Here is a 13,294-nt window from a genome sequence, read left to right on the forward strand (position 1 = left end):
ACGTCTTTTTTCTTTAGTGGAATAAATCAACGACCTTTAATTGTCTGACTGCTTACAGTTTCAGGGGATATAGCATTTTGGCAAGGGCTCAAAGGCAAGTGGGAGTTACCAAAAGTACATACAAATTTTGGTAAAAATGATCATGTGACGGAGGGAAAAAATGAGAGAGCCGAATATTTTAATTGTTGACGACCAGTTTGGCATCCGGGTTCTGCTTACGGAAGTGCTGCAGAAAGAAGGCTATGAAACCTTTCAGGCGGCAAACGGCCCCCAGGCGCTTTCCCTGGCTGCAAACCATGAAATCGACCTTGTCCTGCTGGATATGAAAATTCCCGGCATGGACGGCATTGAAATTTTAAAAAAGCTGAAAGAAATGAACCCGGATATCCGGGCCATCATTATGACCGCTTACGGCGAACTGGATCTGATTGAGAAAGCGAAGGAGCTCGGGGCGCTGACCCATTTTGCAAAGCCGTTTGATATTGACGACATCCGCAAGGCAGTGAAAAAATATTTGGCGATGTAAGCGCATGAAGTGAAAAAAGTGCTAAACCGTAAAATTTTGATAATTTTATTTCTTTTTACCGACAAATAAAGTTCATTGGTAAATCCCGGTTTTGTTTGTTATGATTGTTAAGGAATGATCAATAGGCTAGTATGATGTTATCAAGATTGTATATCATAAAAATGATAACCTCGGGCAATCTTTTTAACGCAAATGATAAGGAGGAAAATTCATGCCTTTAGTTTCCATGACTGAAATGCTGAATAAAGCAAAAGAAGGGAAATATGCGGTAGGGCAATTCAACGTCAATAACCTTGAATACGCCCAGGCCATCCTGATGGCTGCAGAAGAAGAAAAATCCCCGGTCATCCTCGGTGTTTCCGAAGGAGCAGCCCGTTACATGAGCGGTTTTAAAACCGTTGTAAAAATGGTTGAAGGATTAATGGAAGACTTGAATGTCACGGTTCCGGTCGCGATCCATCTTGACCATGGTTCAAGCTTTGAAAATGCAAAGAAAGCTATCGATGCAGGCTTTACTTCTGTAATGATCGACGCTTCCCACCATCCGTTTGACGAAAACGTGGAAATTACTTCTAAAGTGGTGGAATATGCCCATGCCCGCGGCGTATCTGTGGAAGCAGAACTCGGCACTGTCGGCGGCCAGGAAGACGATGTTGTCGGAAAAGGCATCATTTATGCGGATCCGGAAGAATGCAAAAAACTGGTTGACGCAACCAAAATCGATGCTTTGGCGCCGGCTCTTGGTTCAGTTCACGGCCCTTACCACGGCGAACCAAACCTTGGCTTCAAAGAAATGGAAGAAATCAGCAAAATTACCGGCATTCCGCTTGTGCTCCACGGCGGGACAGGCATTCCTGAAGCTGACATCAAAAAAGCCATTTCTTTAGGTACTGCAAAAATTAACGTGAATACGGAAAACCAAATTGCTTCCGCAAAAACGGTTCGTGAAGTATTGGCCGCTGATCCGGATGTATACGATCCGCGCAAATACCTTGGGCCTGCACGCGAAACGATTAAACAAACCGTTATCGGCAAAATCCGCGAGTTCGGTTCTAACCAAAAAGCATGATTGTTTTAGATTAACCGTGAACACGCAATGCCTTAAGGATGGGTGTTCACGATAAAAAAGTCTGGCGCTGCCCCGTGCGTGCCGGGCTTTTTTGGTTGCTTTAAAATACGGGCGGCTTTAAGCGTTTTACCTTTGTGCTTTTTTCGGGAAACCGGTTCAAACGCCCGGAACAAGAGGGTTTGCGGCCGTTTTTTGGGTAGGCGCCTGTGAAAAAAATGGTTGTTTTTCTGAACTTTCTTTTCGTTCCGTGGTATAGTGGAAATGGATACATAGGAACCATAAAAGGAGATGGAAGCAGAATGAAATTTTTTATTGATACTGCCAATTTCGAGGAAATTAAAACTGCAAATGAATGGGGGATTTTGTCCGGTGTAACGACAAATCCGTCTCTTGTGGCCAAGGAAAATGTTTCATTCCATGACCGGTTAAAAGAAATTACGGCGCTCGTGCCCGGTTCTGTCAGTGCCGAAGTCGTGTCCGAAGATGCGGAAGGCATGGTAAAAGAAGGAAAGGAACTCGCGGCTATTGCCCCGAATATTACGGTCAAAGTGCCGATGACGCCGGAAGGAATGAAAGCTGTCCATCAATTGGCACAGGAAGGCATCCGCACAAATGTCACCCTGGTTTTCAGCAGCAACCAGGCGCTTTTGGCAGCAAGAGCAGGTGCAACTTATGTTTCGCCGTTCCTTGGCAGGCTGGATGATATCGGGCATGACGGCATTCATCTTATTTCAGAGATTGCCGAAATTTTTTCCATTCATCAAATTGATACGGAAATCATCGCAGCTTCGATCCGCCACCCGCAGCATATTACACAAGCGGCGCTCGCAGGGGCGCATATCGCAACCGTCCCGTTTAAAGTGCTCACACAGCTGTTCAAACATCCGTTAACGGATAAAGGGATTGAACAATTTACACGCGACTGGAACAGCCGTACAGAAAAATAACGGAAATATTTAAAATTGCTCTTTATTTCTTGCTTTCTCCGGGGCAGTTTGATTTTCCGCCTGTTCGGCAATCCTGTTGCTGGGATTCATATTGTTTTACGGAGCTTTCGGACCAGTTTGCGAACGGCCATTTACAACCGGAATGTACATCCATACCCGCTAAAGAAGGGAGCTTAATATGGAAAAGCTAAAAATTGCCGGGGGATATCCTTTGAAAGGCACCATTAAAGTGAGCGGCGCAAAAAATAGCGCTGTCGCTTTAATACCTGCGACCATCCTCGCGGAATCTCCTGTAACAATAGAAGGCTTGCCTGAAATTTCCGATGTCCGGACATTGACCGGCTTGCTGGAAGAGATCGGGGCAACGGTTACGTCAGAGGACGGGGAAATTACGGTGGATCCCCGCCATATGATCTCGATGCCGCTGCCCAATGGCAGGGTGAAGAAACTGCGTGCCTCATATTACTTGATGGGCGCGATGCTCGGAAGGTTCAAAAAAGCTGTCATCGGGCTGCCGGGCGGGTGCCATCTCGGACCGCGGCCGATCGACCAGCATATTAAAGGCTTTGAAGCATTGGGCGCAAAAGTGACAAATGAGCAGGGTGCCATCTATTTAAGGGCGGATGAATTGAAAGGTGCCCGTATTTATCTGGACGTTGTCAGTGTCGGAGCAACGATCAATATTATGCTGGCTGCCGTCAAAGCAAAGGGAAAGACAGTCATTGAAAACGCTGCAAAAGAACCGGAAATCATTGACGTAGCCACACTTTTGACGAATATGGGCGCAAAAATTAAAGGTGCGGGAACAGATGTCATCCGGATTGAAGGCGTGGACCATTTGAGCGGCTGCCGGCATACGATTATCCCGGACAGAATTGAAGCTGGTACGTTTATGATCCTGGCGGCGGCGGCGGGTGAAGGGGTACTGGTTGACAATGTCATTCCTCATCATCTCGAGTCGCTGACCGCAAAGCTCAGGGAAATGGGCATACCGGTGGAAACCGGGGATGAACAGATTTTTATCGGAAAAGCAGACAAGCTGAAACCGGTTGATATTAAAACACTCGTTTATCCGGGGTTTCCGACAGATCTGCAACAACCGTTCACCACGCTTTTGACAAGGGCAGAAGGCACGTCTATCGTAACCGATACAATCTATTCCGCCCGCTTTAAACATATTGACGAGTTGCGGAGAATGAGCGCCAATATTAAAGTGGAAGGACGGTCTGCGATTGTCAACGGCCCGGCCCGGCTTCAGGGGGCAAAGGTAAAAGCGAGTGATTTGCGTGCGGGTGCCGCCCTTGTCATTGCCGGCCTGATGGCAGAAGGGGTGACAGAAGTCACAGGGGTCGAACATATCGACCGCGGATACAGCTGCCTCGTGGAAAAATTAACCGGTCTTGGTGCCGCTGTTTGGCGGGAAGGCATGTCCGAAAAGGAGATGGAACACCTGAACCATTCCTAGCGGGCAATTGCCGGCTCCCCCATAAATAGAAAAAAAACGGATAAATTATGACACAATAATTTTTTAAATGTGTTATACTAATTAAAAATCTATTTATGGGGGTAGTAAAATTGGAAAGAAGCTTGTCAATGGAATTGGTCCGTGTCACGGAAGCAGCAGCACTTGCATCCGCAAGATGGATGGGGCGCGGATTGAAAGATGAAGCGGATGATGCGGCAACGTCCGCGATGCGTGATGTGTTCGACACCATTCCGATGAAAGGCACTGTCGTCATTGGCGAAGGGGAAATGGATGAAGCGCCGATGCTGTATATCGGGGAAAAACTCGGGAACGGATACGGCCCGCGCGTTGACATTGCAGTTGACCCGCTGGAAGGAACGAATATCCTGGCATCCGGCGGCTGGAATGCGCTCAGTGTGCTGGCGATAGCAGATCACGGACATTTGCTCCATGCGCCGGATATGTACATGGATAAAATTGCTGTCGGCCCTGAAGCAGTCGGCATGATTGATATTAATGCACCGATTATCGATAATTTAAAGGCTGTGGCAAAGGCGAAAAATAAAGATATCGAGGATGTGGTGGCAACAGTTCTGAACCGTCCGCGCCATGAAGAAATTATTGCGCAGCTCCGTGCTGCAGGCGCCCGGATCAAACTGATCAATGACGGGGATGTGGCAGCTGCCATTAACACGGCATTCGACCATACCGGTGTAGATATTTTGTTCGGATCGGGCGGCGCGCCGGAAGGGGTTATTTCAGCAGTTGCGCTGAAATGCCTCGGCGGCGAGATCCAGGGACGCCTCCTGCCGCAAAACGACGCGGAGCAAGAACGCTGCCTGAGCATGGGGGTTGACATCAATAAAGTGCTGATGATGGACGACCTTGTGAGCGGGGATGACGCCATTTTTGCTGCGACCGGCGTAACCGACGGGGAACTTTTGCGCGGTGTCCAATTTAAGGGCCAGTACGGATCCACCCATTCTGTCGTCATGCGTGCAAAGTCGGGGACGGTCCGCTTTATTGAAGGGCAGCACAGTCTGAAGAAAAAGCCGAACCTTGTGATCAAAGCGTAAATCTCCGGGGGAACATGCAGCTATAGCGGCGGGGGAAGGGCGGAAGTGCCGCCTTCCCTCCCATTTTCAACAAAGTTTTTTACCTCTTATGCTATTTTTAGTTGATTTCTCTTCTGTTTCAGGGTTAAAATGATTATGGTTTTGTTTATAAATATTCAATTGTTTGTCTTCTTTTTCTTCCGTACATGGTGCGGCTCCATAGATGCACGTGCTGCAACATTGCCTCTTTGCAGACAGCTCATGTTTTCTATCTATGCGCAAAGCAAAACTGTGGATGTTCATATCTTGCCTTCACATTCCTTTATTTTTAGCCTGTTCTGTTCCATTGGTATACCGGTATAGTTTTAAGCGCCGGGAACAAATGGAAAATTTTGATGTAACGGAAGAAACAGCCTGCTCTACCCGACTGTAAATTGAAAAAGTGTGGTGTTTTTATGGAAAGTTTATCAATATCAAGTCTGGAAAATATGACGTTAAAAGAGCTTTATGCCCTTGCAAGAGAGTATAAAGTATCCTACTACAGCAAACTGACGAAAAAAGAGTTAATTTTTGCGATTTTAAAAGCACGGGCAGAGCAAGAAGGGTATTTCTTTATGGAAGGCGTGCTCGAAATCATCCAGTCGGAAGGATTCGGATTCCTGCGCCCGATCAACTACTCCCCAAGTTCGGAGGACATTTATATTTCTGCTTCGCAAATCCGCCGCTTTGATTTAAGAAACGGCGATAAGGTTTCCGGCAAAGTCCGGCCGCCGAAAGAAAACGAACGTTATTACGGCTTGCTGCATGTGGAAGCGGTAAACGGCCAAAACCCGGAAACCGCTAAGGAACGGGTTCATTTTCCGGCTCTGACGCCGCTTTATCCGAACCGGCAGATTATCCTTGAAACGGCTCCCGAAAAACTGTCCACCCGGATTATGGATTTAATCACCCCGGTTGGTTTCGGACAGCGCGGTTTGATTGTGGCGCCGCCGAAAGCCGGTAAAACGATGCTGCTGAAAGAAATTGCCAACTCTATTACCGTGAACCATCCTGATGCGGAATTGATCGTTCTGTTGATTGATGAACGGCCGGAAGAAGTAACAGATATTGAACGTTCCGTGCATGCGGATGTCGTCAGCTCGACCTTTGACGAAGTGCCGGAAAACCATATCAAGGTTGCGGAACTCGTATTGGAAAGAGCGATGCGCCTTGTCGAGCATAAGCGCGATGTCGTCATTTTAATGGACAGCATTACGCGCCTCGCACGCGCCTATAACCTTGTGATTCCGCCGAGTGGGAGAACGCTTTCAGGCGGGATTGACCCGGCTGCGTTCCATCGTCCGAAACGGTTTTTCGGGGCGGCACGTAATATTGAAGAAGGCGGCAGCCTGACGATTTTGGCCACCGCGCTGGTCGATACCGGTTCACGCATGGATGATGTGATTTATGAAGAATTTAAAGGCACCGGGAACATGGAGCTCCATCTTGACCGCTCCCTCGCCGAAAAGCGCGTTTTCCCGGCCATCGACATCCGCCGTTCCGGTACAAGGAAAGAAGAACTGCTGCTTTCGAAAGACCATCTCGAAGTACTGTGGGCGATCCGCAAATCGATGTCCGATTCTCCGGATTTTGTCGAAAAATTCTTGCGCAAGCTGAAACAATCCAAAACAAACGACGAGTTTGTGGAAATGATCAAAGCAGACTTGAAAGTATCATCGTCAAGGCGTGTAATATAAGGAAAAATAAGGAAGAACTTTTTTTCTGGCAGTGATGTTGCATTTCCACTCCGGACTTGTTATAATAATGACAGTGTGTTTATGAAATTTTACAGGGCGTGTCCCGTAAAACAATAGAACTCTGTTTCGCAATGACTCAGGGCTGAAGGAGATGAAAAGCATGAAACCAGGAATTCATCCGGAATACAAAAAAGTAATGGTCAAATGTGCGTGCGGAAACGAATTCGAAAGTGGTTCCGTAAAAGATGAACTGCGCGTGGAAGTATGTTCCGAATGCCATCCATTCTATACAGGGCGCCAAAAATTCGCGACTGCTGACGGACGTGTTGATCGCTTTAATAAAAAATACGGACTTAAATAAAAGAATCCATGAAAAACAGGCGATGCGTTTGCCTGTTTTTTTTATGGGATGCCGGCTTGCCCGGACGGATTTTTCAGGTCTAAAAACCATATTTGTTGAAATAAGGAGCGGGGATGATGGCACAGCTATTTTTCAGATACGGCGCAATGAACAGCGGCAAATCGATTGAAATCTTGAAAGTCGCCCATAACTATGAAGAGCAGAATAAACCGGTTCTCATCTTTACATCGGGCATCGATACGCGCGATGAAGAAGGCTATATTTCGAGCAGAATCGGCTTGCGCAGGAAAGCGATCCCGATTTACGATGATACGGATATTTTTGAAATGGTGAAAGGGTACAATCCCGCGCCATACTGCGTCCTGATCGACGAAGTCCAGTTTTTGAAAAAAAGGCATGTGCTGCAGCTTGCCCGCATTGTTGATGATTTGCATATCCCGGTAATGGGGTTCGGCCTTAAAAATGATTTTCAAAATGAGCTTTTTGAGGGCAGCAAGTACATGCTTTTGTATGCCGATAAAATCGAAGAAATGAAAACGATCTGCTGGTTTTGCGAACGGAAGGCGACGATGAATTTGCGCGTCGACGAGAACGGGAAGCCGGTGTATACAGGGGACCAGATCCAGATTGGCGGGAACGACACGTATTATCCTGTTTGCCGCAAATGCCACGACCATCCGCCGCTGTGACGGCATGTGATGCATAAATAAACCTCCATCCGAAGGGAAACCTACTGGAAAAGGAGGTTTTTTTTATGGCAAAACAGCTGATTTTCCTCTGCTTAATGATGGTGCTTTCAGGTTGCACGGCCCAAAGCCGGACCCGTGAAGCTGCGCCGGATCGCATTGAAACGAAGCCGTTAAGCACGGCGGATACGCAAAAGGCAGGGCAAAGAAACGGGAATGCTGGTGGGGCAGCTGCTGTAAATGCGGATATCGAGAGGGTGCGGGAAGCGGTTTGGAAAATGGACAGTGCTGTCCCCCATTCGGTATATGTGAACGGGAAAGATATGTGGGTCAATGTCCATACGGAGGAACAGCTGAACCACAGGGAAAGAATGAAAAAAGCGGCGGACATCCGCAGCCGGCTTTTGAAAGTGGCGCCCCGCTACGACATTCATGTCCGAATAGACGTGAAATAGGAAAAGGCGTTTCAGCAGCGCTGCTCCCATGTTCCGCTTTAAGTTTCCCCGTGCGTATACTATAATAAATTTGTTATGTCTGAAGGGCGGGTTTTGCTGTTACCGGAATGGGAATACGTTGTGAAATGAGGTGGGGTTCGATGTTCGATCGGTTGAAGGCCGTGGAAGACCGGTACGAAAAGCTGAATGAGTTGTTAAGTGATCCTGAGATCGTCAATGATCCGAAAAAACTGCGGGAGTATTCGAAGGAGCAGTCGGATTTGCAGGAAACCGTGCAGGTGTACCGTGAATATAAAGAAGTGCAGAAACAGCTCCGGGATGCAAAGTCGCTTCTGTCGGAAAAACTCGATCCTGAAATGAAGGACATGGTGAAAGAAGAGATCCATGAACTCGAGTCAAAAATCCCGGAATACGAAGAACGCCTGAAAATTTTGCTTCTGCCGAAAGACCCGAATGACGAAAAAAACGTCATTGTGGAAATCCGCGGGGCTGCCGGCGGGGATGAGGCCGCGTTGTTTGCAGGCGACCTGTACCGTATGTACACGCGTTATGCCGAATCGCAAGGCTGGAAAATCGATGTGATTGAAGCCAATGTCACGGGGATCGGCGGGTACAAAGAAATTGTTTTCATGGTGAACGGCAAGGGCGCGTATTCAAGATTGAAGTTTGAAAACGGGGCCCACCGGGTGCAGCGTGTGCCGGAAACGGAATCGGGCGGGCGTATCCATACGTCTACGGCAACGGTTGCGGTTTTGCCGGAAGCGGAGGAAGTCGAAGTGGATATCAATGAAAAAGATATCCGCGTCGATACGTTTGCATCAAGCGGGCCGGGCGGGCAAAGCGTCAACACGACGATGTCGGCTGTGCGCCTGACCCACATTCCGACCGGGATTGTTGTGTCCTGCCAGGATGAAAAATCGCAGATCAAAAATAAAGAAAAAGCGATGAAAGTGCTGCGTGCCCGCATTTATGATAAATTTCAGCAGGAAGCGCAGGCGGAATATGATGCCAACCGGAAATCCGCCGTTGGAACAGGGGACCGTTCCGAGCGGATCCGTACGTACAATTTTCCGCAAAACCGTGTGACAGACCACAGGATCGGATTAACGATCCAAAAGCTTGACCAGGTGCTTGATGGCAAACTCGATGAAATCATTGATGCCCTTATCCTTGAAGACCAGTCAAAAAAACTGGAGAGTGTGAATGGCTGATGGAAAGGAACATAAAAGTGTATGAAGCCTTAAAGTGGGCTTCTTCTTTTTTAACGGAAAACGGCCGTGACGCGAATGCGGGTGAACTTTTGCTCGGGCATTTTCTGGATATGGACAGAACCCGCCTGCTTTCCAACTTGCGGATGGCTTTGCCCCCGGATGCGGGGGTGAAGTTCCGGCAAGCGGTAGAAGCCCATGCAAAAGGGGTTCCGGTCCAGCATATCACAGGCTACGAATACTTTTACGGCCGGAAATTTCTTGTCAACCGGGATGTGCTCATTCCGCGCCCGGAAACGGAAGAGCTGGTGCAGGGCGCAATCGGACGGATCCGCCGCCATTTCGGGGAAACAAAAGGGCTTACATTGGCAGATATCGGGACAGGCAGCGGCATTATCGCAACCACAATTAAATTGGAGTTGCCAAAGCTTTTTGTGTACGCATCCGATATTTCGGAAAAAGCGCTTGCCGTCGCTGAAAAAAATGCTGAAGCCCTGCATGCGGATATTCGGTTTGTGCACGGGGATCTGCTCCAGCCGTTCATGGGCAGCAAAAAATTGGACATTGTGTTATCCAATCCGCCGTATATCCCGGAAACGGACCGCAGCTCGTTATCCGTTGTGGTGCGCGATCATGATCCTGAAACGGCCCTGTTTGGCGGAGAAGACGGCCTTGCATTTTACCGGCGCTTGGTGGAAACCTTGCCGTATGTTTTAAATAAGCGGGCGCTCGTCGGTTTTGAAATTGGTTCAGGCCAGGGGGAACGCGTTTCCTGCCTGCTGCGGGATACGTTCCCGGAAAGCGTTGTGGAAGTGGTCCGCGATCTCAACGGCCATGAGCGGATGGTATTTTGCGAAAAAAATTAGATTTTTTTCAGATTCATAGTTTAAAATCCCCTGTTCCTGCCCACAATGAGAATACGAAGGGACGGGGAGAAGAAAATGAAAAGAAAAACAGTGGTATCATTGTATATTTTCATGTTATCGATCGCAACGATCATCAGTTTATATGCACCGAAACAAAAAGCGGCGGAGGCTGAAACCATCGTCATTCCGAAAGACGCGATCCGGCTGCGGATTCTGGCAAACAGCGACAAGCCGGAAGACCAGGGGGTAAAACGGAAAATCCGCGATGAAGTGAATGCGAACATTACCAAATGGGTGGGCCACTTAACGTCCAAAAAAGAAGCGGAAAAAGTCATCCGTTCCCGCTTGCCGGAAATTGAAAACATTGCAAGAAGGGTGATGGCGGAAGAACACCTGAACGAACCGGTCAAGGCAGAACTTGGAAAGGTCGCCTTTCCGACAAAATTATACGGCCAGTACTTATATCCGGCCGGGAAGTATGAAGCAGTTCTGATTACGCTTGGGGAAGGCAAGGGCGCCAATTGGTGGTGCGTCCTGTATCCGCCCCTCTGTTTTCTCGATTTTTCCAACGGCGTTGCAACAAGTAGCGGGGGTGAAGAAAAGAAACCGGAAACAAAGAAGGTTGCGGCTTCCAATGCCGGCACAAAACCTGCGGAAGAGGCAGCTGAAAAAGTGAACCGGAAACCGCACGAAAACCAGGCAGGGGCACAAGACCACGGAACCAAGCAGCCAGCCGGTGAAACAGCAAACCGCAACGGCTCTGTTTACGCCGGCGATGATGGCGGGGTGGAGAAAAAGCTGCTGATTGTGAAAGTGATCAAGGAACTGTTTTAACATTTTTCGCCCGGTTTGTGGAAAAGCCGGACAAACGGGCTGGAACGAAGTCGGGTTATCAACAAAATGCAAAGTATTATCCACAAGATGTGGATAATACTTGTTTCATTTTTCAAACTTTTGTATCCTTGCCGGGAGAAAACTTGATAAATAAATATCCTGGCAGGGCCGATGATTGGATGGAGAAAGGTGAAAAGGATGGAAACAAAATACTGGGTTGTGGATAAAACTGTGGAGAATTCCGGGTCTTATCCACAACTTGCAGAAGCAGCACAGTTACTGAAAGAGAAGCAGACAGTCGCTTTTCCGACTGAAACGGTATACGGTTTAGGAGCCGATGCAACAAGCGATGAAGCGGTGGATAAGATTTTCAAGGCAAAAGGAAGGCCATCCGATAATCCGCTGATTGTCCACATTGCGGAGGAAAAGCAGCTGGAAGAATTGGCGGAAGAAATACCGGAAACGGCGAAAGTGCTGATGAAAGCTTTTTGGCCGGGCCCGCTTACGCTCGTTGTAAAGGTGAAGAAGGGGGCATTGTCCAAAAAGGTGACGGCCGGGCTGGACACGGTCGGGATCCGCATGCCCCGGCATCCGGTTGCACTGGCGCTCATCCGCCTGGCCGGGCTGCCGATTGCCGCCCCGAGCGCCAACCGGTCCGGCAAGCCGAGCCCAACATTGGCCCGCCATGTCCGGGAAGATCTTGCCGGTAAAATTGCCGGGATTGTGGACGGGGGAGAAACGGGTGTCGGAGTGGAATCGACCGTGCTCGATGTGACCGCGAAAGTGCCTGTGATTTTGCGCCCGGGCGGTGTTACGAAAGAACAGCTCGAAGAACGGATCGGAAAGGTCAGGCTTGATCCGGGGCTTAAGGGGACCGGCGCCCGGCCGAAAGCGCCCGGCATGAAATATACGCATTATGCGCCGAATGCGCCGGTTTATCTTGTGGACGGCAGCACGGCTTTTATGCAGCAAATGATCGATGCACACCGGAAAAAAGGGGAAGTAACAGGGGCGATTGTGACGGAAGAAACATCCGGTGAAATCCGTGCTGATGTGGTCGCGGTGTGCGGCAGGCGGTCATCCCTTGAGACCGTTGCCCGGCACTTGTATGATACACTCCGATCATTTGATGCGCAAAAAGTGGACGTGATATTTTCTGAAATTTTCCCGCGTGAAGGCATCGGCCGGGCGATTATGAACCGGCTTGAAAAAGCAGCGGGGCATCGTTATGTAAAAGAAAAGGATGTTCAGTAACCCCGGACGTTTCCAAACCACCCTTATCACTTGGTCTTGCTTCATTACGGATTGTGTGCGCGGGAGGGGGGGTGCCGGGAGATCTGCGGCTTCTAAAACACCCCGGACGTGCATAAGTTGGAATAGGCACGTCCAAAGGGGGAAAAAGAATGGCAGTCCTCGCAGAAATGGTAACTTTGGCGATCATGGCTCTGGCGCTCGGCATGGATGCTTTTTCGGTAAGCCTCGGCGTGGGCATGATGCAGCCCAGACTGAGGCAAATCTTTTACATAGGTTTAACGGTCGGCATTTTTCATGTGTTGATGCCGGTTCTCGGTGTTTTTGCGGGCCATCTTCTCTCCCATACTTTTGGCCTGTTTGCCCAGTATATTGGCGGCATATTGCTTGTTATCATGGGGATACAGATGATTGTATGGGTCTTCAGAAAGGAGGGGGCACAAGCTGTCAGCCCGTCCGGACGGGGAACAATGCTGTTTGCGTTGAGCGTAAGCCTGGACAGTTTTTCTGCCGGGCTGTCACTCGGCATTTTCGGCGTGCGGACTGTTGCCGTCATGATTTGCTTCGGCGTGGCTGCTGCACTTTTAACCTGGCTCGGTCTTTTGATCGGCAGGAAATTCCAAGGCTGGATCGGGGCGTACGGCGAAGTGCTCGGGGGAACGATCCTGGTTGTGTTCGGGCTGAAATTGCTGTTTTCTATTTAGGGCTTGCTGAATAAGCAAAAATTCCAGATTTGACAAGGATGTTGGCTACTTTTGTCGAATATAAAGTGTAAGGATTTCAAAGGAAACACGTAAAAAACCTTGCACTTGGAGGCTGTTACGATGTACAAAAA

General features: G+C 48.9%; 14 protein-coding genes. All 14 read left to right on the forward strand.

What is annotated here, in order from left to right; genetic code table 11:
• Positions 1-160 precede the first annotated feature (160 nt).
• The 14 genes from IC21_RS04615 to IC21_RS04680 all read left to right on the forward strand — a co-directional run bounded on the left by IC21_RS04615 (position 161) and on the right by IC21_RS04680 (position 13,163).
• On the forward strand, positions 161-526 hold the full coding sequence (locus IC21_RS04615) for a response regulator (protein ID WP_029142836.1): 366 nt from the start codon (positions 161-163) through the stop codon (positions 524-526).
• 211 nt (positions 527-737) lie between these two features.
• Positions 738-1,595, forward strand: a complete 858-nt coding sequence (locus IC21_RS04620) for a class II fructose-bisphosphate aldolase (RefSeq protein WP_017554522.1) — start codon at positions 738-740, stop codon at positions 1,593-1,595.
• 299 nt (positions 1,596-1,894) lie between these two features.
• Positions 1,895-2,542, forward strand: coding sequence for a fructose-6-phosphate aldolase (gene fsa / locus IC21_RS04625; protein ID WP_013860750.1), 648 nt, complete (start codon positions 1,895-1,897; stop codon positions 2,540-2,542).
• Between the two features lie 178 nt (positions 2,543-2,720).
• Positions 2,721-4,007: a UDP-N-acetylglucosamine 1-carboxyvinyltransferase gene (murA, locus tag IC21_RS04630; RefSeq protein ID WP_017554520.1), complete on the forward strand. Its 1,287-nt coding sequence runs from the start codon at positions 2,721-2,723 to the stop codon at positions 4,005-4,007.
• 110 nt (positions 4,008-4,117) lie between these two features.
• Complete coding sequence (glpX, locus tag IC21_RS04635) at positions 4,118-5,083, forward strand: class II fructose-bisphosphatase (RefSeq protein WP_014096744.1); 966 nt, start codon at positions 4,118-4,120, stop codon at positions 5,081-5,083.
• Positions 5,084-5,517: 434 nt separating this feature from the next.
• Positions 5,518-6,798 carry a transcription termination factor Rho gene (gene rho, locus IC21_RS04640; RefSeq protein WP_013860747.1) on the forward strand — a complete coding sequence of 427 codons (1,281 nt, stop codon included), beginning with the start codon at positions 5,518-5,520 and terminating at the stop codon, positions 6,796-6,798.
• Between the two features lie 160 nt (positions 6,799-6,958).
• Complete coding sequence (gene rpmE / locus IC21_RS04645; RefSeq protein ID WP_013860746.1) at positions 6,959-7,159, forward strand: 50S ribosomal protein L31; 201 nt, start codon at positions 6,959-6,961, stop codon at positions 7,157-7,159.
• Between the two features lie 116 nt (positions 7,160-7,275).
• Positions 7,276-7,848: a thymidine kinase gene (locus tag IC21_RS04650; RefSeq protein ID WP_029142835.1), complete on the forward strand. Its 573-nt coding sequence runs from the start codon at positions 7,276-7,278 to the stop codon at positions 7,846-7,848.
• A gap of 65 nt (positions 7,849-7,913) precedes the next feature.
• Positions 7,914-8,300: a hypothetical protein gene (locus tag IC21_RS04655; protein WP_013860744.1), complete on the forward strand. Its 387-nt coding sequence runs from the start codon at positions 7,914-7,916 to the stop codon at positions 8,298-8,300.
• A 140-nt stretch (positions 8,301-8,440) separates the two neighbouring features.
• A complete protein-coding gene (gene prfA / locus IC21_RS04660; protein ID WP_029142834.1) occupies positions 8,441-9,511 on the forward strand; it encodes a peptide chain release factor 1 in 1,071 nt (356 codons plus the stop codon).
• On the forward strand, positions 9,511-10,374 hold the full coding sequence (gene prmC, locus IC21_RS04665) for a peptide chain release factor N(5)-glutamine methyltransferase (protein WP_019721023.1): 864 nt from the start codon (positions 9,511-9,513) through the stop codon (positions 10,372-10,374). Before prfA ends, prmC begins: the two co-directional genes overlap by 1 nt.
• Before the next feature lie 75 nt (positions 10,375-10,449).
• Positions 10,450-11,208 (forward strand): stage II sporulation protein R, encoded by a 759-nt coding sequence (gene spoIIR, locus IC21_RS04670; RefSeq protein ID WP_019721022.1) that lies wholly within the window; start codon positions 10,450-10,452, stop codon positions 11,206-11,208.
• Positions 11,209-11,406: 198 nt separating this feature from the next.
• Positions 11,407-12,462, forward strand: coding sequence for an L-threonylcarbamoyladenylate synthase (locus tag IC21_RS04675; RefSeq protein WP_029142833.1), 1,056 nt, complete (start codon positions 11,407-11,409; stop codon positions 12,460-12,462).
• 149 nt (positions 12,463-12,611) lie between these two features.
• The gene (locus IC21_RS04680) at positions 12,612-13,163 is read left to right on the forward strand and encodes a manganese efflux pump MntP (RefSeq protein ID WP_017554512.1); all 552 of its coding nucleotides are present in this window, start codon (positions 12,612-12,614) and stop codon (positions 13,161-13,163) included.
• The last annotated feature ends 131 nt before the right edge of the window (positions 13,164-13,294 follow it).

The organism is Heyndrickxia coagulans DSM 1 = ATCC 7050, assembly GCF_000290615.1.
GTDB classification, from domain to species: domain Bacteria; phylum Bacillota; class Bacilli; order Bacillales; family Bacillaceae_C; genus Weizmannia; species Weizmannia coagulans.

Bases quoted from the DNA above. Each gene is read 5' to 3' on its own strand.
- IC21_RS04615 (WP_029142836.1), top strand. From the start codon at position 161: ATGAGAGAGCCGAATATTTTAATTGTTGACGACCAGTTTGGCATCCGG.
- IC21_RS04620 (WP_017554522.1), top strand. From the start codon at position 738: ATGCCTTTAGTTTCCATGACTGAAATGCTGAATAAAGCAAAAGAAGGG.
- fsa (WP_013860750.1), top strand. From the start codon at position 1,895: ATGAAATTTTTTATTGATACTGCCAATTTCGAGGAAATTAAAACTGCA.
- murA (WP_017554520.1), top strand. From the start codon at position 2,721: ATGGAAAAGCTAAAAATTGCCGGGGGATATCCTTTGAAAGGCACCATT.
- rho (WP_013860747.1), top strand. From the start codon at position 5,518: ATGGAAAGTTTATCAATATCAAGTCTGGAAAATATGACGTTAAAAGAG.
- rpmE (WP_013860746.1), top strand. From the start codon at position 6,959: ATGAAACCAGGAATTCATCCGGAATACAAAAAAGTAATGGTCAAATGT.
- IC21_RS04650 (WP_029142835.1), top strand. From the start codon at position 7,276: ATGGCACAGCTATTTTTCAGATACGGCGCAATGAACAGCGGCAAATCG.
- IC21_RS04655 (WP_013860744.1), top strand. From the start codon at position 7,914: ATGGCAAAACAGCTGATTTTCCTCTGCTTAATGATGGTGCTTTCAGGT.
- prfA (WP_029142834.1), top strand. From the start codon at position 8,441: ATGTTCGATCGGTTGAAGGCCGTGGAAGACCGGTACGAAAAGCTGAAT.
- prmC (WP_019721023.1), top strand. From the start codon at position 9,511: ATGGAAAGGAACATAAAAGTGTATGAAGCCTTAAAGTGGGCTTCTTCT.
- spoIIR (WP_019721022.1), top strand. From the start codon at position 10,450: ATGAAAAGAAAAACAGTGGTATCATTGTATATTTTCATGTTATCGATC.
- IC21_RS04675 (WP_029142833.1), top strand. From the start codon at position 11,407: ATGGAAACAAAATACTGGGTTGTGGATAAAACTGTGGAGAATTCCGGG.
- IC21_RS04680 (WP_017554512.1), top strand. From the start codon at position 12,612: ATGGCAGTCCTCGCAGAAATGGTAACTTTGGCGATCATGGCTCTGGCG.